Origin of the sequence: Bradyrhizobium nitroreducens, from assembly GCF_002776695.1 — a bacterium.
Classification (GTDB): Bacteria; Pseudomonadota; Alphaproteobacteria; order Rhizobiales; family Xanthobacteraceae; genus Bradyrhizobium; species Bradyrhizobium nitroreducens.
On sequence record NZ_LFJC01000003.1, the window covers coordinates 6,854,774 to 6,879,856 of the forward strand.

Consider the following 25,083-nt stretch of genomic DNA (forward strand, 5'->3'; position numbering starts at 1 on the left):
TGGTATGCCGCCTGCAAAGGACATGAAGGCCACCAAGGCGAAGGGGCGAGTCGAAGCGGCAGCGTGATCGAGTCCAGAATGACGTTTGTGCCGGTAGCTGGCGCAAAGTCGTCGCCACGGCATATCTGACGATCCGACCCATCGGTATGAATTGCCGACGGTTCGTCTCAAAGTATTCGATCAGCTCGTCGAGCTCGTCCTGCGTGGGCCGTCGGTCACGCTCTTTGCTCTTTCCAACCAAATTGAGGTGACCTAACGCGACGCGTGCGAGGCGGGCTTCCTCGGCCGAAACCTCGATGCCATGCACAGCGGCGGCATGCGTTATGATCGTGCGGATGAAGGACAAATCGATCGCCGATGTCGCGGGGCCAGCACCCTGCTTGGCACGCTTTCTTCCGAACTCGATTAGCCGCTCTCGATTGAGAGCGGCAGCTTCACACTGCCTAGCTCAGTCTTGAGCGACGCCATCACGGCAGCTTTTGATCGGCGAGGGGGCTTTCCAACTTCGCGCATGTCTTCGTCGTGCAGGTCGATCAGGTCGCCCAATGTGCGAACGTTCCGGACCACGCGTGGCTTGGACGATCCGTTGCGGTCGATTGCGCTCCATCTCGAGCGCCCATTCTTCTCCGTCCTTGCGTCTTCGGAACGTCTCGGCCACATAACGGGTCTTGCGGCGGACTTGGACGCGCCAGTTTCCAGATGCCAATTGAGTGTAAGTCGCCACGCTTCATCCCCTTGAGAGTGTGCACCGAGAGATCAAGAAAAATCTACTGACGGCAAATCTGAACAGCCGGTCCGAGGCGTCTCGCCTGTGGGGAGGAGGCCGTTATTCGGTGTAAGGGTGAAGAACGCTGATGTGGGCAGTCCGATTCGATCCCGCTACCAAGGCTATGATCTGTGCTCCAAACCACGGTTTTATACGATTTCTCACGCTAGATGGTAGCGCCCCAACGTCGGCATATCAGCATCTACGGCAATGACTGTTTGCTGTGCGTGCCAAGGCCGGTTTACCGAAACTTGGCGGCGATGAAGTGGGTTACCCTGGTCTCGGCCGCGGCGCTGAACTCGCGGATGAGGTCCTGAACAGATCTGTCGGTGTTGGTCACGCGCTGGTGTTGCCGCAGGTGCTCGAGCCAAGACGCGACCATGAATGTCTCCAGAAAGCGTCCGCTCTCGGCGGCGTCTTCGAAGACATCCCAAGAATATGCGCCATCACGCCTTCGCTGTTGTTCCAAGTCTCTGATGGAGACGAGGAAGGCTTCGCGGCGCTCCGGGGAGAGGCGGTATTCGACCGTAATCAGGACGGGCCCGCGGTCAGCGTCTGCGTCGATTGCCAGGACAGGTGAGGGCCAATGCATCGAGGGCGCAAGGTCGATGCCTGCACCGGTTTGAAGCTTCCAACGCCAGGTCAACGCGATTCCTGCGAGGGCGCCCGCAGCGGCGAGGAAGTGTGCCGCAGGTAAGCCGAGTCCAGAGGCAATTTGACCCCAGAGCGCGCTGCCGGCGGTCATCGCGCCGAAGAACACGGTGACGAAAATCGCCAACCCCCGGCCGCGCACCCAGTCCGGCAGTGAGACCTGAACTGAGACATTGACCGTCGCGAGGACGCCGATCCACGAGATACCCGCGATCAGGCACGCTGCGAGTCCGATCTCCGGGTAACGCGCGATGCCCAGGAGGATCAGACTAAGCGCCGTGCCGGCGGTGCCGGCCGCAACGAGCCCGTCGGGCCCGAAGGTCGTCTTCATCCAGGGCAGTATGAACGCACCGACGACGGCACCCACGCCGATCGCTCCGAGCAAGATGCCGTAGAGTGCTGGACCGCCCGCGATCTGATTGCGGGCGACGAGCGGGAGCAGTGCCCAATAGGCGCTCGCGAAGAAGAAGAACGCCGCCGCTCGGACGAGTGTCGCACGAAGCTTCGGATTGAAGCGCGCATGGCGGAAGCCGATCACCATGGCGCCAGCGAGACGTTCCGGTGGCAGCGCGCTGCCTTGCGAGGACGCCGGGCGCCACCACAGGAGCGCTCCGATCACGGCGAAATTGCTCAGCGCATTGATCCAGAAGGGTGCCGCGATGCCGAACCCGCCGATGACGGCGCCACCCAGCGCCGGCCCGATGGCTCTGCTGATGTTGACGCCTACGCCGTTGCCGGCCACGGCCGCGGTCAGGTCCTGCCTCGGCACAAGCTGCGGGACAACCGACTGCCATGCGGGCGCGGTGAAGGCAGCGCCGGCGCCGAGGAGAAACGTGAACAGTAGAAGGATGGACGGAGTAACGAGGTTGAGCCCGACGAGCACTGCGCTTGCTGCCGCGATGATGGTAAGGACGATTTCACAACCAATCAGAAAACGGCGTTTGTCGACGGTATCCGCCAGCGCGCCGGCCGGCAGCGCGAACAGGAACATCGGAAGGCTGCTCGCGACCTGAACCAGGGAGACGGTGAGGGGATTGGCATCGAGGCTGGTCATCAGCCATCCTGACGCTGCGTTGTACATCCACGTGCCGACGTTGGCGACGACGGTCGCGATCCACACAACCGTGAACGTGGTGTGCCGAAATGCGATCCATGGAGAAGCGTTGGGCATTGTGGGCGATGGATCGGGCTTTTCGTCGGATAGGGGCATCGGTTCACTCAATCGATCGAACTCTGCCCGCCCATAGGCCGGCAACGCCGGATCAAAATGCTCGAACTTCGAGCGTTGCGTCAGTCATTCGTCGGTTTCAACACGGTGGTGTAGTTCGCCGGCAGCCACTCGAACCGGCCATCGACCGAGCGGATATGTCCGATTCCAGGAAAGGCGATGTGAGCCGCCGCGATCCACGTCGACGTCCGCGCGGCCCGAGCGAAGGCTGCCGTGCGTTCCAGTTCCGCCGACAGCGGATTGCTGTCGTAAGTCACGGTCACGGCGGGATCGGGAAACTGGATCGGCGCAACATGGACGAGATCGCCCCAGACAAGCAATGTTTGCCCTTCGCTCGAGACCTCGTATGACGTGTGGCCTGGGGTGTGCCCGGGAGTAGGAATTGCGCGGATCCCCGGCGAGAGCTCCTGGCCTTCTGAGAAGGGCTTCAGCTGGCCGGATTCCCTGTAGGGCTTCAACGAGGCGCGATCGCCCTCGAACATCGGCTTGAGGAATTTGGGAGCTTCATTCTCGTTCTTGGCGTCGAGCCAGTAGTCGAGGTCCTTCTGGTTGACCCTTATGGTCGCATTGGCGAACGCTGGCTTTCCTTCCGGAGCGATGCCGCCGACGTGATCGGCATGCAAGTGCGTGAGATAGATCTCGTCGATCTGCTCCGGTCTGTATCCGGACGCACGCAGATTTTCGAGGAGGTGCCCGCAACATGCGCCATAGAGGCTGCCTGCGCCGCTGTCGATCAGAATGAGCCTGTCTCCCGTGTTGACCAAGAAGGCATTGATCGAGCCTTCCACCGGGGCCGCGAGATCGGAGGCGGCGAGCACGGCATCCGCTCTACCGGGATGGCTTTCCGCGAGCTTCACGGCTTTCCGGTCTCCGCCCGGCATCGTCTCGTTCCTCGTCATCACGTCGTGGACGGGAAAGGGGTGGGTCCCGTCGAGCAAGGCCGTTATCTCGACGCGGCCGAGCATGATGCGGTAGAAGCCCGGCGCCTGGTTGCGGACCTGCGGAGCGCCGGCATGCACCTGGCCATGAGATAGTGAGGATACGAACGTCAATATCGCTACGATACGGATCGGCTTCATCCTAGTCTCCTCATCTCCAGGTGCTTCGGTTCAGTCGACCGCGTGACATGGCGCAATTGACGATCTCACCCCTTCCAGCCCTTCAGAAAATCGAGAAGAAGCTTGTTGACCCGTTCCGGCTGTTCTTCCTGCGGAAGATGGCCGCAACGTTCGATCGGGGCGACCGAGAGGTTTTCGGCCATCTCGCTCCAGACCGCTTTCATGTTGAAGAGGCCGCCGACGGCGCCGAAGTCTTCACCCCAAAGGGAAAGCACGGGGCACCGGATCTTCTGCTCGGCGTCCTCGAGATCCTGCGCGATGTCTTCTGCGCCGGCGCGATAGTCGGACATCGCGCCCCGTACGGCGCCAGGCGCGCTGTAGGACTTCACATAGGTCTCGAACGCCTCGCCGGAGATCGTCTTCGGGTCGTGGCACCAGTCGGAGAAGAAGTGACGAAGCCAGATGTCCTCGCGTCCCGCGATCAATGCCTCGGGCAGATCGGGGATTTGGTGGAACATGAAGAACCAGTATTCGCGGGCGACTTTCGCGTTCATCTCGCGCGCCACGATGCGGGTTGGAACGTTATCCATGACGACGAGGCGATCGACCAGATCCGGGTGGTCCTTGACCAGGCGGGTCGCGACCCGCGCGCCGCGATCGTGTCCGATCAGTGCCACGCGCCTTATGCCGAGTGTCTTCAAGAGCTCGACGATGTCGTTGGCCATCGTCCTCTTGTCGTAGCCGTTCGGCGGCTTGTCGGTCTCGCCGTATCCGCGCAGGTCCGGCGCGATCACCCGGTAGTGGGCGGCAAGCGCCGGTATCTGGAAACGCCAGGCGAAGCTGGTCTCCGGGAAGCCGTGCAGCAGCGCGACCGGGGGGCCGGCCCCGGCCTCCAGATAGAACTGGCGGATGCCGTTTGCCCGGCAAGTTGCTCGACGAATGGCGGTCACCGATCTCATGCCCGGGGTGCGAGGGTTTTCGGGCGCGATCCTTCGTCAAGTCGGAGGTAACTGATTGCAGGTTTTCACGGCGTTTTGCACGATTGCATCGCTGCAGCTGCGGGAACGCCCGGTCAGGTGCCGTATTTTACCCTGGCGGCGGTTCCAGGATCGGGAGAAAGTCCAAGACGCGCGGCGATGTTCGGGATTGTCTGTTCGAAACGAGTAGCAACCGGAGGGAGAACGAGGACCCGCGCGCGGAGATGGTGCTCCGAACGGACGGCCTCGGGACCGAGGATTAGGCAGCAATTGCGTGAACGCACGGGGACTTCATCACGTCACAGCGATCATCGGCGACGTACGGCGCGCCGCCGACTTCTACGCGGGTGTGCTGCGGCTCAAGCGGGTCAAGAAGACCGTCTGCTATGACGACCCCGGCAGTTACCACGTGTACTACGGCGACGACGTCGGCAATCCGGGCACCGTAATGAGTACGCTGGCCTGGAATTGCGTGACGCCGGGGCTGACCGGCGCCGGCGAGGTGGTGCAGACCGCCTTCCGCGTCGCAGGGGATTCACTCGACTGGTGGGCGGATCGGCTCGCTTCTGCGGGCGTGACCTATCGATCGGAGGTGTCGCCCTTCGGCGAGCGGACGCTCTGTTTCTCGGATCCCGATGGTACGGCCCTCTCGCTGATCGAGACATGGGAGGGACGATCGGGGCAGGCGGACCCAAACAAGGCTGATCTCGCGCTGCGCGGCCTTCATGGCGTCACGCTGAACGTCCGCGAGGAGGATGAGACCATCGACATCCTTCAGAAGGTTTTCGATTTCCAGTTGGTCTCCCAGAGAAATGGTGCCATGCGCTTCGTGGCTCATGACGGCCCGGGCGGGACGATCACCTTGCGCATGATCGGAAAGTCATCGCGTGGGCGCCTCGGCGGCGGCACCATCCGGCACGTCGCCTTCCGCGCGAGCAATCTCGATCATCGATCGGAGATGGTCGAGAAACTCCGGTCGGTGTACGGCATCGTGGTGAGCGATCCCATCGAGCGAACCTACTTGAACGCAGTCGGCTTTCGCGCGCCTTGCGGCGTGCTTTTCGAGATTGCGACTGACGGCCCGGGGTTCGCGGTTGACGAGGCGCCGGAAAGGTTGGGCCAGCAACTTCAGCTGCCGTCTTTTCTCGAAGAGCGTCGCGCCGAATTGGCGGCGATCCTGCCTCCGCTCGCTTGAACTGCCTGTCGACCGTTGCGAGCTCGACCTTCCATGAAATCGGTCAGTCGCGGGCACATGAAGTCAAGGAATGCTCTCACGCGAAAGGGCAGCCGCGGTCCGCCGTGATAAAGCGCGTGTATTTGCTCTTCGTCGCCTGCCGTGCCCTCGAGCACTTCAACCAGGTGGCCAGCCGATATGTCGTCGCGAACGTGATAATCGGCGAGCCTTGCAAGGCCGATGCCCGCGATTGCCATTCGCCGCAGGCTTTGAGCGTTGTTTGCGAGCAGCGAGCCGCTGATTGCGCGGTCGACAATTCGCCCGCTCTCCTTCAGAGGCCAGACCGGGGCAGAGCGTCGGAAATTGAATCCTAAGCAATTGTGACGTGAAAGGTCCTGAACCTTCTTCGGCTTTCCCAGGCGATTTATGTAGTCTGGAGATGCGACGATCCTTCGTTTGACGACCCCAATGCGCCGGGCGACCATTGCGGAGGCCTGCAAGGGACCGACGCGGAAGGCGACATCGGTCCGGTCGAGGTACATGTCGACGATTTCGTCGGAGAGCGAGATGTCGACCACGATCTCGGGGTGAGCTTGCCAGAAGGCGGGGAGCAGCGGCTCAAGGCCGAGAATGCCGAAGGAAACCGTAGTGTTGACCCGAATCGTTCCGCCCGCGGCGGCTGCCCCCCGAGAGATTCCGCGTTCGATGCCATCGAGCTCGGCCAGCAGCGCGACACTCTTGTCGTGGTACATCCGTCCCTCGGATGTCAGCGACAGCCGCCGCGTCGAACGCTCGAACAGTCTGACGCCAAGCCGTGCCTCGATCCTTCCGATGAGCTTGCTGACGGTGGACGGCGTCATCAACAGTCGACGCGCCGCCTCGGAATAGCTCTTGGCTTCGACCACACGGAGGAAGACCTGCATTTCGCCGATGCGATTATCCATCGCGTATCCATTTTTGAAATTGTTTCACAGATAAAGTGGAATTAGGACGGATTATCAAGTCCGCCAAATGTCACCTATTCTGGGTCATCGTTTCCTTCTGCAATCGGTTTTCCGGTTGGCAGCCTTGCTGGCGGATCAGTGACTTGAACGAGGACGACTATCGCTCTATGAGGAAAATCGATGCGGTGGATGTGATCCGCACGTGGTCCTTCGGACTCACGATGGCCGCATATCCGACGATGGATAGCTTTGAACACCTCCGATGATGGAAGAGTCCGATAGCACGGCGGCCGGCTTCTATGGGCGTCGCCTCAGCCAGCACCTGGGAATGGAGGGTGACTGCCTGCTGAGCGTCAAGCGCGAAGGGCGATTGGCCCTGGCGATGACCCGGCTGACCTGCTCCCAATTCATTCGGGAGCGGACCGCGCCGATTCCTTCCGAGCCGGCCTACAGCATCCTGCACCAGCTGGGCGACCTCGAACGGCATTCCTGCTGGCTCGCGGGACGACCGAGGTATTCGGGAGCTTTCGGTGCGGGGAGCGTCAGCGTTATCAACCTGATGGACAATCCCCAATGTGAGTTCAAGGGCCCGTTCGATGCCGTCCAGTACTACGTGCCACAGACGGCCCTCGACGAGTTCGCCCGAGAGCACGGAGCCAAGCCGATCTCGACGCTCAAGTGGAGCAGGGATCAGCGTGATCCCTTCCTCTCGACCCTGTCCAGCGTTCTGCTCAGCGCAGTGGAGCAGGATCCGACGAGCAATCAGCTCTTCGTCGATCAGATCGGGTTGAGTGTCCTGGCTCATTTCGCCCAGACCTACGGCGGAATGCGCCCACAGGAAAAAGCTGCGGGTGGAGGCCTTGCTCCCTGGCAGGAGCGTCGCGCGAAGGAAATCATGCGAGCGCGTCTCGCCAGCAATTTGACGATTGCCGACGTCGCCGCGGAATGCAAGTTGACGCCAAGCCATTTTGCGAGATCGTTCCGACGCAGCACGGGCGTTGCCCCGCACGAATTCCTGTCCCAGCTTCGCATCGATGAGGCGAAGCGCCTGATGTTGAGCACGAAGCTTCCGCTGGCCGACATTGCGCTTATTTGCGGCTTTGGCGACCAGAGCTACTTCACCAGGGTGTTTTCCCGCAATGTGGGGGCCAGCCCCGGAGCCTGGCGAAGGGCCCGCTCCGAGGGCTGATGCGAGCTCGGCGTTGTCTCAACCGGGGCGGATCATGTCGCGGGCATAAGCCAGGCCGATCCCGTATCCCCCGGCATGGGATTCGACGATGGCGCGTGCGCCATCGTAGGTTTCATGCCTCGTCCAATCGCGCTGCATCTCCAGCAGAACCTGGATCCAGGACGTGAGGCGCGCGCCGGCGGCCTGCATCCGGCCGAGAGCCAGGTCGTGGCTTGCGGTCGTCAATCCTCCGCAGGCGTCGCCGACGACGTAGACTTCCAGACCGGCTGATAGGGCCGAAAGCACCGCGAACGTCACGCAGGCCTCGGTCAGCAGGCCCGAAACGATCAGGCGGCTTCGACCGGTGGCGAGGATGGCCTCGCGAGCCTTGTCGTCCTCCCACACGTTCATGCTGCGTCGGTCGATCGGCTCGACGCCTGGAAGCGCCGATTTAACCGCCGGCATCAGGGGCCCGCTGTACACTTTCGTCGCCGAGGTGGAGGCGACGACAGGCAGGTCGAACACCGTCGCGGTCTTCACGAGCGCGACCACGTTGTTCACGAGAACCTGCCGATCGATCGAACCCACTCCGAAAGCCAGACCGGCCTGTTGGTCGATCAAAAGCAGGGCACAGTCCCTGGGCTCGAGCAGATGAAGAGGATCCTGGGTCATCGACTTTCTCCGGCTAGGCCTTCAGGAATGCAAGGAGGTCTGCATTGACCTGGTCGGCATGCGTCGTCGCCGTCGCGTGCGGAGCGCCCGGATAGGTCCTCAACTTGGCGCCCTTGATCATCTCGGCGGCCAGCTTGCCCGTGTAGGGGAGCGGCACGACCTGATCGTCCTCGCCGTGGATCACCAGGGTGGGCACGCCGATCTTGGCCATGTCGGGCCGGAAGTCGGTTTCTGAGAATGCGGTCACACAATCGATGGTCGCCTTGATCGACGCCTGAAGCGCGATCTGGAGGGTCTGCTTGAATACGCCTTGCGACACCTTCATGCCGTGGTTCGTACCGTAGAAGAGCGGGCTGAAGTCGTCGAGGAACTGCGCGCGGTCCTTGATCAGGCCGGCCTTGATGCCGTCAAACACCGACTTGTCGACGCCGTCATGGTCCGAGGTCTTGACGAAGAGAGGCGTCACGGCGCTGAGCAGGACGAATTTGGCGACCCGCGACGTGCCATGCCGCGCCACGTAGCGCGCGATGTCTCCGCCGCCCATGGAGAATCCGACCAGCGTCACATCCTTCAGGTCGAGATGATTGACGATGTCAGCGATGTCGTCGGCGAAGGTGTCGTAGTCATAGCCTGTCCAGGGCTGGCTCGACCGGCCGAAGCCCCTGCGGTCGAACGCCACGGCTCGGTAGCCGCGCTCGGCGAAGAAAAGCATCTGCGCGTCCCACATGTCCGCGCTGAGCGGCCAGCCGTGGCTGAACAGGATCGGCTTTCCGCTTCCCCAGTCCTTGTAATAAAGCTCGGTGCCGTCCCGCAGTTCAAGCAAGGCCATTGTTCGCTCCTGTGACGAAAAGATGAAGGGCGAACGACATTCTGCTCGAGCGTTCGGCCCTCCTGCGCGCAAGGTCGCGGATGGTGTGCGGATTGGCTTGCACGATCTGCGCGTCGTTTGGACAAGCTGGCGATCTCCGACCGGCGCTGCGGACATGCGCTCGGCAATTCGCCGCACCTAAATGATCATCGCGCCGAAATCCAAGCCGCGACGAAATCGTCCAAGCGTTGGCCGGCGTTCAGGGGCCACGATACAGCCGCCCATCCATCCCCTTTCGCTCGATCGCTCATGCCGATCGCAAGGAGAACTTCTCGATGTCGAAACTCGATATGCTCACCCCCGACAACAGCGCGATCGCACTGATCGACTATCAGCCGGCCATGTTCCAGGGCGTTCAATCGCATGACCGCCTGGTCACGGTTAACAACGTCCAGATCCTGGCAAAGGCCGCGAAGCTCTTCAAGATTCCGACCGTGCTGACCACGGTGGCGCGGGATTCCTTCTCCGGCCCCTTCATGCCGGAAGTCACCTCGCTGTTTCCGGAGCACGACATCATCGACCGCACGTCGATGAATTCCTGGCTCGACGCGAACTTCCGAAAGGCGGTGGCTGCCACCGGTCGCAAGAAATTCGTGCTAGCCGGTCTCTGGACCGAGGCCTGCGTGATCTTTCCGACCCTGGACATGCTCAAGGAGGGTTACGAGATCTACATTGCCGCCGATGCTTGCGGCGACCTCTCGCTCGAAGCCCACAACCGCGCGATGGAGCGCGCCATCCAGGCAGGGGCGGTTCCCATCACCTCGTCGCAATACGCTTACGAGCTTCAGCAGGACTGGGCGCGCAGCGAGACATATGAGGGAATGATGGACATCCAGCGCGCGCATTCGCCCTACGGGATCCAGATCCGCTTCTCGAAATGGGCGCTCGGCGAACATGCGTCCGAAGGAGGCGCGAAAGCCGGCTGAAACTCCTCCAATCGCGGATCACCGTGATGAAAATCTATCTGTTGTCCCTTGGCGCCGGCCTTTTGGTCGGCGTCATCTACAGCCTGCTGAACGTGCGCTCGCCGGCGCCTCCGTTGGTGGCGCTGGTCGGGCTTCTTGGCATCCTCGCCGGTGAGCAGATCGTTCCCGTAGCCCGACAGTTGCTTTCCGGGCACGGGCTGGCGTCGGCGTGGCAGCAGGCCAAGTGCGCTCCGCACATGTTCGGCATGCTGCCTGGACGCCGAAACGACCAATCGAAAAGTGCCGCCTCGGTGGACGGCCTGGAGAAACATTCATGAGCTCCGCACCCGATATCATCCTGCATCGTGGTCTGTTCACGACGCTCGATCGCTCGAACCCGACGGCTTCGGCGGTCGCGATCGCCGATGGCCGCTTCGTCGCGGTCGGGCACGATCAGGACGTGATGAAGCTGGCGGGGCCGTCCACGAAGATCGTCGATCTCAGGGGACGGCGCGTGTTGCCGGGCCTGATCGACAACCACCTTCACATCATCCGCGGCGGTCTGAACTTCAACATGGAGCTGCGCTGGGACGGGGTACGCTCGCTCGCCACTGCGATGGACATGCTGAAGCGGCAGGTCGCCGTCACGCCACCGCCGCAGTGGGTCAGAGTGGTCGGCGGATTCACCGAACACCAATTCGCGGAGAAGCGGCTTCCGACGATCGACGAGCTCAACGCCGTCGCGCCCGACACGCCGGTCTTCCTGCTGCATCTCTACGATCGGGCCATCCTCAACGGCGCGGCGCTGCGGGCCGTCGGTTATGCTAAGGACACGCCAGAACCGCCGGGCGGCGAGATCATGCGCGATACCAAGGGCAATCCGACGGGTTTGCTGCTGGCCAAGCCCAACGCCAACATCCTCTACGCGACTCTCGCCAAGGGCCCGAAACTTCCGTTCGATTATCAGGTCAGTTCGACGCGTCATTTCATGCGCGAATTGAACCGGCTCGGCGTCACCGGTGCGATCGACGCCGGCGGAGGATTCCAGAACTATCCCGACGACTACGCCGTCATCCAGAAGCTGAGCGACGAAGGCCTCCTGACGATACGGCTCGCCTACAACCTTTTCACCCAGAAGCCCAAGGGCGAGAAGGAGGACTTCCTGAACTGGACGAAAACCTCGAAGTACAAGCAGGGTGACGACTATTTCCGGCACAACGGTGCCGGCGAGATGCTGGTGTTCTCGGCGGCCGACTTCGAGGATTTTCGGGTCGCGCGTCCGGACATGCCTGCGGAGATGGAAGGCGAGCTCGAGGAGGTCGTTCGCGTCCTCGTTCAGAACAAATGGCCCTGGCGTCTCCATGCCACCTACGACGAGACGATCTCACGGGCGCTGGACGTTTTCGAGCGCGTCAATCAGGACATGCCCCTGGAAGGCCTGCACTGGTTCTTCGATCACGCCGAGACGATCTCGGACCAGTCGATCGATCGTATCGCGGCGCTCGGCGGCGGCATCGCCGTGCAGCACCGGATGGCCTATCAGGGCGAATACTTCGTCGAGCGCTATGGGGCGGGCGCCGCCGAGGCGACGCCGCCGGTCAAGAAGATCATCGACAAGGGCGTCAAGGTGTCGGCCGGTACGGACGCGACCCGCGTTGCGTCCTACAACCCGTGGGTCTCTCTGTCCTGGCTCGTCACCGGCCGGACCGTCGGCGGGTTGCGCATCACGCCCCAGCGCAATTGTCTGGATCGCGAGACGGCGCTGCGGATGTGGACCGAAAACGTGACATGGTTCTCGAACGAGGAGGGTAACAAGGGGCGGATCCAGGTCGGCCAGCTCGCCGACCTCATCGTCCCGGACCGGGACTACTTCTCGTGCAGCGAGGCCGAGATCGCCGATACGAGTTCGCTGCTGACCATGGTCGGAGGCAGGATTGTTTATAGCGCGGGAGACTTCGCCAAGCTGGAGAGTGTCACACCTCCGCCCGCCATGCCGGACTGGTCTCCGGTCCGCCGCTTCGGCGGGTACGCGGCCTGGGCCGACGAAAAGGCAAAGACGAAGGACACCAGCCTTGCGATGAAGGCCATGCAGATGTGCGGTTGCGCCAATTCCTGCGGCGTCCATGGACACGACCATGCTACGGCCTGGTCGAGCCGCTTGCCGGTCTCCGACCTCCGAAGCTTCTGGGGCGCGCTGGGATGCGCCTGCTGGGCGGTCTGACATGCCTGCCGCAGCCACACCGAACTGGATCTCCGTGATCCTGCGCTGGCCGCTTCTGTGGCATGCGGCCAGGCTGGCTCTGGTGTCGGCCTATCTGCTCGGCGGCTTTGCCAAACTGCTCGATTTCGCGGGCGCGGTGGCCGAGCAGGAACATTTCGGCCTGTATCCGGGCTCGCTGTGGGCGACCGCCGCTATCGTGGTCGAACTCGGCGGGTCTCTGCTTGTCGTCGTGAATCGTTTCGTGTGGCTGGGGGCCGGCGGGCTCGGCATCCTGACGTTCGTCGCGATGCTCACCGCAAACGCGTTCTGGACGATGGGCGGCCATGAGAGATTCATGGCCACGAATGCCTTCTTCGAGCATCTCGGCTTGATTGCGGGGCTTGTCATCGTATCGATTCTGTCCAATGAGACTTCGCATCACCCGGACCGGGCGCCGCGATCTCAATCCGTCCAAGGAGTTTCCTGATGAAATCAACACGGATGTTCGCTGTCGTGGCGTTGGCGGCGGCTGTCGCGGTGAGCTCGCCGGGCGTCGCCAGGGAAGCGATGAAGTCGAAGGAGCAGGCTGTTGCCGTTGCCCCGCAATACGACACAACGCACGTCTACGTCGCGCCTGAGGACGTGGACAAGTTCGTGTCCAGTTTTCTGGCCACATTTGGCGGCAAGAGCACCAAGCAGGTGGTCGCAACCGTAACGCCCACGCCGAGCAGCACCACGTCGCAACTGTTGCAGACGCCTGTCGGCACCGTCTCGCTGTTCGGCTTCAAGACGCCGATCCCCTATCCGTTTGGCGCCGAGCGCAACGGCTATCTGGTTGCGGACATGGACGAGGCGATCAAGGCGGCCCGCGCTGCGGGGGCTGACGTGATCGTCTCCACCTTCCCGGATCCCATCGGGCGCGATGCCGTGGTCCAGTGGCCCGGCGGCGTCAACCTCCAGCTCTACTGGCATACGACGAAACCCGACTACGCTCCCTTCGAGCGGATTCCGGAGAATCGCGTATACGTCTCGCCCGACCGGGCCGCCGCCTTCACCCGGAGTTTTCTTGCCTTCTCCCGCGGCAAGGTCGTCTCGGACGACGCGAAGGCGCCCGGCGTCGAGATCGGAAGACCCGATTTGACCTACCGGCGCATCCGGATCGAGTCCCCATTCGGGAAGATGGTCGTGTTGGTCACCGACGGTCATCTGCCCTATCCCTACGGTCGGGAGACGACGGGTTATGAAGTCGCTGACCTCGCAGCCACCCTCGGCAAGGCGAAGGACGCCGGAGCCACAGTGTTGGTCGAATCCTACACGTCGAGCAGCCGGTCTGCTGCGTTCGTCATGTTCCCCGGCGGGTACGTCGCCGAGATCCACTCCCTTGGCCCGAAGAGTGCATCGCGGGCGGACGCCAAATGAGGTGACGTCCGCCGATGCTGGCACGGGGCGATATGCGCAACTTCTGGATCGTTCTGACGCTTGCGACCCTTGGCGCCGGCGTCGGGTTCGCGCGGGCAGAGGACGCTGCGGTCTCCAAGCGGCCAGCGATCCAGGCGAACCGCTGGGCAGAGGACTGGTCGGTCCTTGCCGATCCGAGGTTGCGTACCGAACCGTTTGACGGGCTCAAGTACATCCCGCTTTGGGCCACCGATCCGAAAAGCTACGTCTCGCTGGGGGCGACGCTGCGCGAACGCTTCGAGACCAATAGCGCAGCGGCGTTCGGCACCGGCAACACGTCCTCGGACAGCTATCTCATACAGCGTTTGCAGGTCCACGCCGACATTCACTTCAACGAGAACTGGCGCGCCTTCGTGCAGCTCGAGGACGATCGGGCCTTCGACAAGCTCAACATCTCCCCTGTCGACCAGGACCGTGCCGACCTTCGCCTTGCCTTCCTCGAATACGTCAACATTTTCGCGGGCGGGACCCTGAAGGCGCGCATCGGACGACAGGACTTCGCCTTCGACCTGCAGCGCTTCGTATCGTCGCGGGATGGTCCCAACGTCAGACAATCATTCGATGCGATCTGGGCCGATTGGGAGACGGGCGTCTGGCGGTTCATCGGCTTCGTCAGCCGCCCCGTCCAATATTTCGACGTTCGCCCTTTCGACGACACCTCGAACGACAACTCCCGCTTCAGCACGCTCCGGGTCGAGCGGAAGGTCATGGGTGACAACGAGCTGTCGGGCTACTACTCGCTGTACGAGCGGAAGAGTGCCAGATATCTCGATGCATTGGGCGACGAAAGCCGTCACGTTCTGGATGCGAGATTCGCGGGAAAGTCTCAACAGTTCGACTGGGACCTCGAAGCCATGGGGCAGGCGGGTCAGGTGGGAGCGAAGGATATCCGTGCCTGGGCCGTCGGCACGCGGATCGGATATACATTGACCGGTGTTCCCTGGCTGCCGCGCATCGGCCTCCAGTTCGACGCTGCTTCGGGCGACCATCGCTCCGGAGACGGAACGCTGGGAACGTTCAATCCGCTGTTCCCGAATGGCTATTATTTCACGCTGGCCGGATATACGGGATATGCGAACATCCTTCACCTCAAACCCTCTATAACCATCGGTCCCGCGGACCGGCTGAAGGTGATGGGAGCGATCGGCTTGCAGTGGCGCGAAACGACGGCCGATGCGATCTACGTCCAGCCCAGCGTGCCGATAGCGGGCACCGCCGGGACGGGCAGCAATTGGACGGGAGCCTACGGCCAGCTTCGCGTCGACTACGCGTTCAACGATCACCTTACGGGCGCCATCGAGGCCGTGCATTTCGACGCCGGTGACACGATCATCCGCGCTGGTGGGCACACCAGCAACTATCTCGGTGTCCAGCTTCAATACGGTTGGTGACATGCAACGGAATATACTTCTGCTTCCGCTCCTCATGAGCCTGAATGCCGGCTTGGTCGATACCGCCGGCTTTCTTGCGCTCCAGGGATTGTTCACCGCGCACGTCACGGGCAACTTCGTTACCTTCGGTGCGGCCATGGTGTTGGGGACATCCGGAGGCCTGGCGAAGCTGCTCGCTCTCCCCGTCTTCTGCTTCGTCGTGGTTGTCAGCAGAATCCTGAGCTTCTATCTCCCGCCAATGGGACTCCCGATCTTCCGCTCGATGCTGGCCATCAAGATGATACTTCTGGCGGCAGGCGGCGCGTGTGCCGTCTACTTCGGGCCATTTGTCCAAGGCGACAGCTGGCAGGCGATCTGCACCGGCATGATATTGGTTGCCGCCATGGCCATCCAGAACGCCGCGCACCGCATCCATATGGGCACCGAACCTCCCAGCACCTTGATGACGGGCACGACCACCCAGATCATGATCGACGTCGCAGACGTTTTTCGCGGCGCGCCAGCGTCGGTGCAAATCGTCGCCCGGCCGCGGCTCGGCAAGATGGCGGCAAGCGTGGCTGCCTTCGCATTGGGATGCGCAGCCGGCGCCTGTCTCTATGCAAAGTTCGGGACGTGGTGTTTCGTCCTGCCTCCGCTGATCGCGTTACCGGCGGTGTTTCTGGCGGCCACCGAGCCGAAGTGGCGTGAGTGATCGGGATTGAAGGAGCTGACGAAAAGCTTGGTCGGTCACGCAAAGCGGCACCGAGATTCTTGTGCCGCTGAACAAGCTTAAAAGTCGTCCCGGAACGCCCGGTCCGTGTCCGGGGCGCTCGGCTACGAATCGGTGAGCGCGTTCATCACCATGTTCAAGAAGGCGCTTGGCAAGTCGCCGGCGCGCTACTTCTCCGAGCGCGAGGCCGGCCGGACTGGGCCGGGAGAGATCTGCCGCGAGACGAACTGCAAGCTTCGCCGGGTGCCTGAGGTGCGGGACGCGCTCAATGGACTTTCGCAACGCAGTCGGCTGGAGTTAGAGCGCTTCGTTTCGGACGATCTCGATACCGAAGCCTGACAGTCCCTTGAAGTGATGCGTCGACGACGTGAGGTGACGGATGGAGCTGATCTTGAGATCCCGCAGGATCTGGGCGCCGACGCCGATCTCGCGCCATTGCCGATTGCGGTCGTCTTCGCGCGAACCGATCGGGCCTAGCGGAGCAGGCGGAACGCCCGCCGCGCCGTCGCGCAGATAGACGAGCACGCCGCTGCCATTATCCTTGAAGCGTTGCAGAATGACGTTCATCTTAGCCTGTTCCTGACCCGAGAACAAATCGCGCAGGATGTTTGGTTTGTAGAAGCGCGTGAGGACGTTGGTGCCGTCGCCCAGTTCTCCGTAGATATAGGCGACGTGATGAATGGGGTCGAACGGCGAGCGATACGAATAGCCCTGGAGCGGGCCGATCGGGCTCTCCGCCGTGACGCTCGAGACGCGCTCGATCAGCGTCTCGCGGGCCTGCCGGAAGCTGATGAGGTCGGCGATGGTGACCCGTTTCAGCTTGTGCTTGTCGGCGAACGCCGCGACTTGCGGACCCTTCATCACTGAGCCATCGTCGTTCATCAGTTCGCCGATGACACCGACCGGCTCGAGACCTGCCAGTCTGCACAGGTCGACGGCGGCCTCGGTGTGACCCGAGCGCATGAGTACGCCCCCCTCCTTTGCGATCAGAGGGAAGACGTGTCCCGGCCGGCAAAAATCGCCGGCGCCAGCGTTGGGGTTGGCGAGTGCACGGCAGCACGAGGCCCGCTCTTCGGCCGAGATGCCCGTTCCGTTATCCGGCCGGTAGTCCACCGACACGGTGAACGCCGTGTTGTGAGCCGAGTCGTTGTTGAGAACCATCGGGTCAAGCCGCAGGCGTCTCGCGTCTTCGAGGGTAATCGGAGCGCAAACGATTCCCGATGTATGGCGGATGATGAAGGCCATTTTCTCAGCCGTGCACCGCGAGGCGGCGACGACGAGGTCGCCTTCGCCCTCGCGATCGTCGTCGTCGGTGACCACGACGATTTCGCCGTCGGCGAACGCCTGCAGGGCCGCTTCGATCGATGCCGTCATCTCGGTCGCTCTGCTCGCTGGAGTCGACGTGTGCTTGCGTTGGGTCGTGTGCGGACTGTCAGGCTCTGAGCGCCGCTCGAGCACTCTGCCGATCTTGATTTCACCATTATTGCTAACTGGCCGGAGCCCATGGCGGGGCGCCTCATAGTCGTTCCACGCTGTAGCTGGGGCAATTGGTGTCGAGCCCGATCGGCGCGTCGGACAGCAAAGGACCAGCTGCGTCGTATCGGGGTCTTGGAGAGCGCTCCAGAGGGTGCGAGGGGGGGGCGCAAGCCTTCACGATGACCGGCCGATTGGTGTCGATCGGCAGCACCGTCTTGTACGAAATACGCTTGAGGGCCAGATTTGATCGAATGCTGCTGACACCGGGGATGCGGGACAGTTTGTTGACGATGAGGTCTTCGAGATCTTCGATGTCAGCCGCCATGACGCGGAGCATGTAGTCGCTCTCACCGGTCATCAGATAGCATTCCATCACCTGGGCCAGCCGGTCAATGGATCGGGTGAAACTCTCGAGTGACGTCTGGACCTGCTTTTCCAGCTTGATCTGGATGAAAGCCGTTATACCAATGCCGAGCACGGCGGGATCGAGAAGAGCGATCCGTCGATCGATCACGCCGAGTTTTTCGAGTGTTCTGACGCGAGCCAGACACGGCGACGGCGAGAGATTGACGCGTGATGCGAGTTCAACATTGGTCAAGCTCGCATTCTGCTGGAGCTCGTTGAGGATCTTGATATCTATTCTGTCGAGAGAGGTTGTCGACATCGCGTGTCTCCCAAATCTGGCAGTCTTCTTGCGGCGCTTATCACCATCGTTTGCGGGGCGATGACAATCGCGTGGTAAACGCTAACCGCAATTGCGCTTGTGGGATTTCGACAAATCGCCGACTTGTATCGAAAAACCGTCAACCTTCGGATTGTGCGTTGCGATCAGGGTGTTAGTTGCCTAATTTCGATACATTTTTTGCACATGCGATATGCAGGCCGATGTTGATCCAACGGATCGATCACGATGCAACGGTCGGCGCTTCATCGAGTGGCTCCCCCTGGCACTTGACGGGATGTGCAGCAGAGCTTCGGTGTCGAGTGTCGCAACTCTGCGGCCCTGTTTCGTACGACCGCCTTTCGCCGCGTGTGGCCGTGGTCCCAGGTCGCTGACCACACCGCCGGCGTTGTGCCAAGTGGTTCGGCAGGAACAACAGCCCACCCTCGACGACCAGATAATGGCAAAGATCGGCCGGACGAGAGAGCTGGATCAAGCGACGCCGACAGGTCGCTGCAGCATAAAATGCTGATGAAGCTTCTGCGACACGCGTTGTTCAAGCAGTAATGCTGAGAGGCTCGAGCGACTATTCATCCACGATCGCACTAGGGCGGCGGACGGTTGGATTGTCGAGCGTGAAACTGAAGCAAGTCTATCTGACAGCGAACGATCCTGGACGCCTGGCCGAGTTCTATGAAGGCTTGGGTTTGAAGGTGCGCTTCGCTGATCCCGGCAAGTGGATCCAGTTCGTCAGCGATGCGGCTGCGTTCTGCGTCGCCGACCCGATGGAGTCCGCGTCGGAACAACTCAAGGATGCCGTTCTCGTCTTCGATGTCGACAACCTGGAGGCCGCCATGGAGCGTGCCGCAGCCATGGGTGCGCAAGTCGGCGCGGTTCGGGACATGGCCAGTCATGGCCGTGCGGTGAAGGTGCGGGATCCGGGCGGCAACGTCATCCAGTTCTATCAAGCAGCCGGATAGTTCAGACGTTCACCGGGGCAGCGCTGCATGCCCGGACTCACAATCAGACAAATAGGGCGCATCCATCTCGTGAATCGAAGAGTCGTAGCCATGTCGTCCGCAACACCGCCGCTGTCCGAACCGAGCCCACTCGATGCCGCAGCATTCCGCGCTGCAATGCGCAACGTGCCGGGCACCGTGTCGATCGTCACGACAGGCCGGGCGCCGAACCGTCATGGTCTGACACTGACGGCGGGCTGCTCGCTGTCGGCGGCTCCGCCCAGCGTGCTGGTTTGCGTCAATCGATCTGCCGGTGCGCACGACACCATTCTCAGCAGTGGGTCGTTCTGCTGGAATATTCTGGGGGGCGAGCATCGCGATCTGGCGCTCAAGTTTTCCGGGCAGGACGGCAGCAAGGGCGATATCCGCTTCGGCGACGGTTTGTGGTGCGATCTCAAAACCGGAGCACCAAGTCTGGTCGGCGCGGTCTGCAGCTTCGATTGCCGCGTGTTGAATGCTTACAGCGACAGTAGTCACACCATCTTCACCGGAGAGGTGGTGGCTCAGACGACGAGAGCCGGATGTGAGGCGGTCGTCTACATCGACGGATCTTTCGCCGCGCCAAAGGCGGTCTGAATCACAGGACGACGTCCGACGCCGCTACGTTTCCGCCACAGCCAAGATGGAACCGATCTGCATGCAAGGAAGACGAAGACTTTCCATCGCGCATCCATCAGCGGTCGGTCGCTGATGCTGTCGCTCTGGCTCAATGTAATCGCCGGCGGGGTGCTCATCGGGCTGGTTTACGGGCTCGTCGCGCTCGGTCTCACGATCATCTTCGGCGTCATGCGCGTGGTCAATTTCGCTCATGGCGAGATGGTCGTGTTCGGGATCTACATCGGATACTGGACTGTTCGAATCTGGGACGTCCCGATCGTTCTAGCCGCCGCGATCGCCGCGGTCGTCATGTTCGTGTTCGGCTATCTGCTGGAGACGCTCGTCGTGAAACGGTTCGTCAATCGGCCGCATCACTATCAGTTCATCGTCTTCATCGGCCTCTCACTGCTTTTCAGCGGCGTATTGCTGATGTCGTTCGGTCCGGACCCGCGGCCGACGGCGTCTCAGCTGTCCTTCCAGACCGTGAGCGTGGGACCGCTCACCTTGGATTGGGCCCGCATCCAGGCGGCCGCTACGGCCGGACTGCTGATCGCCGCACTGGGAGCCTATCTGAAGTATTCCGCATTCGGCCGATCGCTGCGGGGCGCCGCCAATAATCGACTGGGCGGACTGGTGGTCGGGCTGAATATCCCTCGGGTCTATGCGGTGACCTTCGGCATCGGAACCGCCTGCGCTGGCGTCGCCGGCGCATTGATCTCGCCGCTGTTCGATGCGCAGCCCTATCTCGCCGTCGACTTCACGCTGCTGGCCTTCGTGACGGTGATCGTCGGCGGTCTGGGCAGCTTCGGCGGCGCTCTTCTGGGCGGCCTGACGATCGGGGTCGCCGAAGCGATCGCAGCCTTGATGTTCACGCCGTCGATGAAAACAGCACTCCCTTACGCGCTCCTGATCATCATCCTGATTTTCCGTCCGAGGGGGTTTTTCGGTGCAAAGGACATCTAATCAGGCCAGCGACACCAAGCGTTGGAGCGCCGGCGCTCTGGTCTTCGCCGCGCTCGCCGTGGTGGGTGGCATGTCCAACGCCTACGTCATCTCGCTCCTGACGATCGTCCTGTTGTTCACCTTCATGGGACAATCGTGGAACCTGATGCTCGGGATCGGCGGGCAGTTATCCATCGGTCACGCGCTGTTCGTTGGAATCGGTGCGTATGCGGTGGCGATCCTCAACATCAAATACGGCGTCACCCCGTGGATCGGTCTGCTGCTGGGCGCCGTGATTGCGGGCTTCGTCGGCGCGGTGCTCGCGTGGCTGAGCTTCCGCTTCGAGGTCCGTGGAATCTATTTCGCGCTGCTCACGATCGCAGCCGCCGAATTCGTCCGGATCATGTTCGGCGGGTGGGACTATGTCGGCGGCATGCAGGGCCTGTTCTATCAGGCGCCGAGCGGCGCGATGGACCTCGGGATGCTGCGCGGTGACGCGCGGTTCTACTACTTCGTCGCGCTCGCGCTTGCGGCCATCGGCGTCGCGGGAACGGAGCTGATCTCGCGGTCCTATTGGGGCTATGTCTGGCGGGCGATGCGGGATGACGACGAGGCCGCCCGCGCGCTGGGGGTGCGGACGTTTCGCCACAAGGTGCTGGTTGTCTCGATATCGGCCGCGACGGCCGCGATCGGCGGCGGCGTGCTGGGCCTGGTGCAGGGCGCTATCTTTCCGGATTCGATCATGGGCATGGCGATCTCGGTCGACGTCCTGATCGGCCCCGTGGTCGGCGGATTGGGCACTGCGTTCGGCCCGTTGGTTGGCTCGATGGCCGCAATCCCGCTGCATCACGCCATGGGAGCTCTCGGCGACGCCCTGGGGCTCCCCGGACTGAACAGCGTCGCCTACGGGGCGGTGCTGATCCTGGTCGTGTGGTTTCTGCCCGACGGCATCTGGCCGTCGATCGTCCGGCTCTACGGGGCGACCCAGCTGCCGGCGCGCGGCCGGATCCCACAATTGCGGAAGGTCGAGGAATGACCGCGCTGCTCGAAGTGAAGAACCTGACCAGAGCGTTCGTTGGATTGGTCGCGGTCAATGACGTCAGCTTCTCACTGCAGGCAGGGCGCATCACCGCCCTGATCGGGCCGAACGGCGCCGGCAAGACCACCTGCTTCAATCTCGTTGCCGGGGCGCTGAGACCGACCGCCGGGCAGGTGCTGTTCGAGGGGCGTTCGCTCGAGCGCGAGCCGCCCGAAGCGGTGTGCCGCATGGGCATTGCGCGCACCTTCCAGATCGTCCGGCCGATGACAGATATGTCGGTGCTCGAGAATGCCATGGTGGGCGCCTTCAGCTGGACGACGAACGTCAAGGAGGCGCGGGAGAAGGCGTATGAGTCGCTCGAAAATGTCGGGCTCGCCGGCAAGGCGAATGCCCGGACGGATCAGTTGACGTTGCCCGATCGCAAGATGCTGGAGATGGCGAAGGCGCTCTCGACCCGCCCCAAGCTGCTGCTGCTCGACGAAGTGATGGCGGGGCTGCGTCCGACCGAAGCGGCCGGCGTCGTCGGCGTGCTGCACAGGCTCGCCGAGGGCGGATTGACGATCCTGCTGGTCGAGCACGTGATGCGGATCGTGATGGAGGTGGCGTCGACCGTGGTGGTGCTTCACCACGGCGCCAAGATCGCCGAGGGCAAGCCGTCAGAGGTGGTGGCGAATCCTGCGGTGCTGGAAAGTTATCTGGGAGCCGGCTTCCATGCCTGACGACGCGCTTCTCGCCATCGACGACCTGTGCGTGGCCTACGACGGCTCAAATGCGCTGAACGGCGTGTCGCTCCGCATCGGCAAGGGTGAACTGATCTGCGTTGTCGGCGCCAACGGCGCCGGCAAGACCTCTCTGATCCGATCAATCGCGGGGATCGTGCCGTCGTCGGGCGGTTCCGTCAGGTTCAACGGAGTCGATATCTCGCGGCGACCGCCGTGGGACATCTGCGAAATGGGCATCGCTCAGGTCGCCGAGGGCCGCCAGATCTTCGGTGCGCTCTCTGTCGAGGACAATCTGCTGATCGGAGGCTCGCTGAAGCGGGCCAGGCACGCCCGGGCAAACACGCTTGATTTCGTCTATCAGCTGTTCGGGCGACTTCGCGAGCGCCGCGACCAGCTCGCCGGCACGCTCTCCGGCGGCGAGCAGCAGATGCTGGCGATCGGTCGCGCGATCATGTCGAAGCCGGAAATCGTGATGTTCGACGAGCCGTCGATCGGGCTGTCGCCGGCGCTCACCGACGTAATGTTCGGCGTCGTGAAATCCCTTAACGAGCAGGGCATCACGGTCCTTCTCGTCGAGCAGAATGTCGCCAAGTCGCTCGCGCTGAGCAGCCGCGGCTATGTGCTCGAGAACGGCTCCGTGGTGTTGCACGGATCGAGCCTCGATCTGCTCGAGACCCCCGATGTCCAGCGCGCCTATTTGGGATTGTGAGCCGCGCCGTCTCGGCGAGGCGTCGGGCAGTGCCGCTCTCGTCGCGCCGCCGTTTGGTTCACCGCTCCCCGGCTGTTGCAGCCGCTCTCGCTTGGGTCTCACTATGAACACTGCCACTTCTCTCCTGATCGAGCGTGATCAAGACCTGGTCACGATCACGATGAACCGGCCGCCGGCCAATGCGCTGAATGCTCAACTCATCGTCGAGTTGCTGGAGGCGATCCGGCGCTCTGCCGACGACGAGAATCCGCCCGGCATTGTGCTCACCGGAGGCGGCGACCGCTTCTTCAGCGCAGGCGGCGACATCAAGGAAGTCGTCGGGATCGATGTCGCGAGGCCGCGCATCCGGTTCTTCCACGAACTCCTCGTGGCGATGGAGAACTATCCGGGCCCGATCGTCTGCGCCGTCCGCGGCTATGCGGTCGGAGGCGCCCTGGAGTTTCTGCTGCATGCGGACTACGTCGTGGCGGATGCGTCGTGCAAGATCGGGTTCCCGGAAATCAACCACGGCCTGCTGCCGGTGACCAAAGGCATGCGCCGGGCCGTCGAGAAGCTCGGCGTGCGGGCGGCACAAGAGCTGCTGTATTGGGGCGAGCTCGTCGGCGCGGAGCGCGCTGTGGCGATCGGCGCCGTGAACGAGATCGTCGCGACCGAGGAGGTCGCGTCCCGAGCGCGAGACGTGTGCGGCGCGTTGCGGCAGAAAGACCGCAAGCTGTTCCACGCCATCAAACGATCGCTCAACCTCACCAGGCAAATGAGCGATCAGGCGCTCGAAGAAATGACCGTGGCCGACCTCGACGCCTATGTCACAGACGAGAGCTCGATTAATGTGCGTGCGAGGTTTTTGTCAAGGAACAGTAAGGGCTGAATGATGGCGCGCGGATATCCCGATCAGATCTATCTGGAGCAGATGAGCCACGAGGAAGTCGCCGCGGCGCTGGCCGGTGGGTGCACGACGGTGGTGATCCCGCTGGGGGCCGTCGAGCAGCATGGACCGCATTTGTCTTTGGGCATGGATGCGGATCATGCCGACGCTCTGGCCGAGCGGATCGCGCGCAGCCGCGGCAACACGCTGGTGGCGCCGACCATCAGGGCCGGCTGCTCGTCTCACCATCTGCCATTCCCGGGTACGATCTCGCTACGGCCGGAGACGCTGGAAGCGATTTGTGTCGATTATTGCACAAGCCTGGCGCGGCACGGCTTCAAGCGCATCCTGATTCACTCGGGTCACATCGGCAATTTTCCGGTCCTGAAGGACATGCTCGGTCGCTTGCGCGAGGCCGTCCCCTCGGATGTTGCGATCCTGGCGTTCTTCGACTCGACGAAATGGATCGACACGTGGCGCGATGCGGTGCGCGAAGCCGGAGGAGACGTGTCGGCCGTCGGCGGCCACGCCGATATCGCCGAGACGTCGCTGATGATGGTCATTCGGCCCGACAGCGTCAGGCCGGACCGCTTCGAGGTGGGCCATCTCGGCGGCTTGTCGGAGGCTGATCTCGAGCTGATGTGGACGAACGGCATCCGATCGGTTTCGCATAACGGCGTGATCGGAAGTCCGTTCGGCTCGAGCCACAGCATCGGCGAAGCGTGCCTCGCGGCGGTCGCCGAGTTGCTGATAAAGACCTTCGATAGCGAGGCCGGAGACGCCGGCGTCCGCCGTTGACGGTCAGCCCGTCCGCCGCGCGGCGAAGCTTCCCGCGGCGTCTGCCATGTTGCGGATACTGACAGCATAAAGTTCGGAAAGCTTGA

Annotated in this window: 27 protein-coding genes and 1 pseudogene; 18 read left to right on the plus strand and 10 right to left on the minus strand. The window is 62.5% G+C overall.

What is annotated here, in order from left to right:
- The 5 genes and pseudogenes from TSA1_RS40820 to TSA1_RS32625 all read right to left on the minus strand — a co-directional run.
- A pseudogene (locus TSA1_RS40820) lies at window positions 1-346 on the minus strand (hypothetical protein); the annotation flags it as partial.
- Between the two features lie 59 nt (window positions 347-405).
- Window positions 406-546, minus strand: coding sequence for a hypothetical protein (locus TSA1_RS40825; RefSeq protein WP_245448459.1), 141 nt, complete (start codon window positions 544-546; stop codon window positions 406-408).
- Between the two features lie 461 nt (window positions 547-1,007).
- Complete coding sequence (locus TSA1_RS32615) at window positions 1,008-2,627, minus strand: MFS transporter (RefSeq protein ID WP_100179902.1); 1,620 nt, start codon at window positions 2,625-2,627, stop codon at window positions 1,008-1,010.
- Window positions 2,628-2,707: 80 nt separating this feature from the next.
- A complete protein-coding gene (locus TSA1_RS32620) occupies window positions 2,708-3,610 on the minus strand; it encodes an MBL fold metallo-hydrolase (protein ID WP_245448460.1) in 903 nt (300 codons plus the stop codon).
- A gap of 179 nt (window positions 3,611-3,789) precedes the next feature.
- On the minus strand, window positions 3,790-4,662 hold the full coding sequence (locus TSA1_RS32625) for an alpha/beta fold hydrolase (RefSeq protein ID WP_100179904.1): 873 nt from the start codon (window positions 4,660-4,662) through the stop codon (window positions 3,790-3,792).
- Window positions 4,663-4,954: 292 nt separating this feature from the next.
- Between TSA1_RS32625 and TSA1_RS32630 the strand changes: the two genes are divergently transcribed.
- Window positions 4,955-5,875, plus strand: coding sequence for a ring-cleaving dioxygenase (locus tag TSA1_RS32630; RefSeq protein WP_100179905.1), 921 nt, complete (start codon window positions 4,955-4,957; stop codon window positions 5,873-5,875).
- On the opposite strand, the gene TSA1_RS32635 is transcribed toward TSA1_RS32630, so the two are convergent.
- A complete protein-coding gene (locus TSA1_RS32635; protein ID WP_100179906.1) occupies window positions 5,809-6,798 on the minus strand; it encodes a LysR family transcriptional regulator in 990 nt (329 codons plus the stop codon). The two genes, TSA1_RS32630 and TSA1_RS32635, sit on opposite strands and share 67 nt — an antisense overlap.
- A gap of 262 nt (window positions 6,799-7,060) precedes the next feature.
- On the opposite strand from TSA1_RS32635, the gene TSA1_RS32640 reads away from it, so the two are divergent.
- A complete protein-coding gene (locus TSA1_RS32640) occupies window positions 7,061-7,987 on the plus strand; it encodes a helix-turn-helix domain-containing protein (RefSeq protein ID WP_100179907.1) in 927 nt (308 codons plus the stop codon).
- Between the two features lie 18 nt (window positions 7,988-8,005).
- On the opposite strand, the gene TSA1_RS32645 is transcribed toward TSA1_RS32640, so the two are convergent.
- Complete coding sequence (locus TSA1_RS32645) at window positions 8,006-8,638, minus strand: isochorismatase family protein (RefSeq protein ID WP_100179908.1); 633 nt, start codon at window positions 8,636-8,638, stop codon at window positions 8,006-8,008.
- 13 nt (window positions 8,639-8,651) lie between these two features.
- The gene (locus TSA1_RS32650; protein ID WP_100179909.1) at window positions 8,652-9,467 is read right to left on the minus strand and encodes an alpha/beta fold hydrolase; all 816 of its coding nucleotides are present in this window, start codon (window positions 9,465-9,467) and stop codon (window positions 8,652-8,654) included.
- 314 nt (window positions 9,468-9,781) lie between these two features.
- On the opposite strand from TSA1_RS32650, the gene TSA1_RS32655 reads away from it, so the two are divergent.
- From TSA1_RS32655 to TSA1_RS32690, 8 genes are all read left to right on the plus strand, one after another.
- On the plus strand, window positions 9,782-10,432 hold the full coding sequence (locus TSA1_RS32655; protein WP_100179910.1) for a hydrolase: 651 nt from the start codon (window positions 9,782-9,784) through the stop codon (window positions 10,430-10,432).
- 26 nt (window positions 10,433-10,458) lie between these two features.
- Window positions 10,459-10,749: a XapX domain-containing protein gene (locus tag TSA1_RS32660; protein WP_100179911.1), complete on the plus strand. Its 291-nt coding sequence runs from the start codon at window positions 10,459-10,461 to the stop codon at window positions 10,747-10,749.
- Window positions 10,746-12,632, plus strand: coding sequence for an amidohydrolase (locus tag TSA1_RS32665; protein ID WP_100179912.1), 1,887 nt, complete (start codon window positions 10,746-10,748; stop codon window positions 12,630-12,632). Before TSA1_RS32660 ends, TSA1_RS32665 begins: the two co-directional genes overlap by 4 nt.
- Before the next feature lies 1 nt (window position 12,633).
- The gene (locus TSA1_RS32670; protein WP_100179913.1) at window positions 12,634-13,098 is read left to right on the plus strand and encodes a DoxX family protein; all 465 of its coding nucleotides are present in this window, start codon (window positions 12,634-12,636) and stop codon (window positions 13,096-13,098) included.
- Window positions 13,098-14,030 (plus strand): glyoxalase, encoded by a 933-nt coding sequence (locus tag TSA1_RS40150; protein ID WP_174719180.1) that lies wholly within the window; start codon window positions 13,098-13,100, stop codon window positions 14,028-14,030. Before TSA1_RS32670 ends, TSA1_RS40150 begins: the two co-directional genes overlap by 1 nt.
- 14 nt (window positions 14,031-14,044) lie before the next feature.
- The gene (locus TSA1_RS32680) at window positions 14,045-15,460 is read left to right on the plus strand and encodes an alginate export family protein (RefSeq protein WP_100179914.1); all 1,416 of its coding nucleotides are present in this window, start codon (window positions 14,045-14,047) and stop codon (window positions 15,458-15,460) included.
- 1 nt (window position 15,461) lies between these two features.
- The gene (locus TSA1_RS32685) at window positions 15,462-16,151 is read left to right on the plus strand and encodes a YoaK family protein (RefSeq protein WP_100179915.1); all 690 of its coding nucleotides are present in this window, start codon (window positions 15,462-15,464) and stop codon (window positions 16,149-16,151) included.
- 105 nt (window positions 16,152-16,256) lie between these two features.
- Window positions 16,257-16,508, plus strand: a complete 252-nt coding sequence (locus TSA1_RS32690; RefSeq protein WP_430649783.1) for a hypothetical protein — start codon at window positions 16,257-16,259, stop codon at window positions 16,506-16,508.
- On the opposite strand, the gene ribB is transcribed toward TSA1_RS32690, so the two are convergent.
- Window positions 16,467-17,543: a 3,4-dihydroxy-2-butanone-4-phosphate synthase gene (gene ribB, locus TSA1_RS32695; protein ID WP_100179916.1), complete on the minus strand. Its 1,077-nt coding sequence runs from the start codon at window positions 17,541-17,543 to the stop codon at window positions 16,467-16,469. The two genes, TSA1_RS32690 and ribB, sit on opposite strands and share 42 nt — an antisense overlap.
- Window positions 17,544-17,685: 142 nt before the next feature.
- Window positions 17,686-18,309 (minus strand): Lrp/AsnC family transcriptional regulator, encoded by a 624-nt coding sequence (locus TSA1_RS32700; protein WP_100179917.1) that lies wholly within the window; start codon window positions 18,307-18,309, stop codon window positions 17,686-17,688.
- Window positions 18,310-18,941: 632 nt separating this feature from the next.
- Here TSA1_RS32700 and TSA1_RS32705 point away from each other — a divergent pair.
- From TSA1_RS32705 to TSA1_RS32740, 8 genes are all read left to right on the plus strand, one after another.
- Window positions 18,942-19,286, plus strand: a complete 345-nt coding sequence (locus TSA1_RS32705) for a VOC family protein (protein WP_245448461.1) — start codon at window positions 18,942-18,944, stop codon at window positions 19,284-19,286.
- Window positions 19,287-19,376: 90 nt separating this feature from the next.
- On the plus strand, window positions 19,377-19,901 hold the full coding sequence (locus TSA1_RS32710) for a flavin reductase family protein (protein ID WP_100179919.1): 525 nt from the start codon (window positions 19,377-19,379) through the stop codon (window positions 19,899-19,901).
- Between the two features lie 114 nt (window positions 19,902-20,015).
- On the plus strand, window positions 20,016-20,885 hold the full coding sequence (locus TSA1_RS32715; RefSeq protein WP_092252326.1) for a branched-chain amino acid ABC transporter permease: 870 nt from the start codon (window positions 20,016-20,018) through the stop codon (window positions 20,883-20,885).
- On the plus strand, window positions 20,869-21,900 hold the full coding sequence (locus TSA1_RS32720) for a branched-chain amino acid ABC transporter permease (RefSeq protein WP_245448462.1): 1,032 nt from the start codon (window positions 20,869-20,871) through the stop codon (window positions 21,898-21,900). The genes TSA1_RS32715 and TSA1_RS32720 overlap by 17 nt, the downstream gene beginning before the upstream one ends.
- A complete protein-coding gene (locus tag TSA1_RS32725) occupies window positions 21,897-22,622 on the plus strand; it encodes an ABC transporter ATP-binding protein (protein WP_100179921.1) in 726 nt (241 codons plus the stop codon). Before TSA1_RS32720 ends, TSA1_RS32725 begins: the two co-directional genes overlap by 4 nt.
- On the plus strand, window positions 22,615-23,334 hold the full coding sequence (locus TSA1_RS32730) for an ABC transporter ATP-binding protein (protein WP_100179922.1): 720 nt from the start codon (window positions 22,615-22,617) through the stop codon (window positions 23,332-23,334). Before TSA1_RS32725 ends, TSA1_RS32730 begins: the two co-directional genes overlap by 8 nt.
- Window positions 23,335-23,437: 103 nt before the next feature.
- Complete coding sequence (locus tag TSA1_RS32735; protein ID WP_100179923.1) at window positions 23,438-24,202, plus strand: enoyl-CoA hydratase/isomerase family protein; 765 nt, start codon at window positions 23,438-23,440, stop codon at window positions 24,200-24,202.
- A complete protein-coding gene (locus TSA1_RS32740) occupies window positions 24,203-24,997 on the plus strand; it encodes a creatininase family protein (protein ID WP_100179924.1) in 795 nt (264 codons plus the stop codon).
- Window positions 24,998-25,083 lie beyond the last annotated feature (86 nt).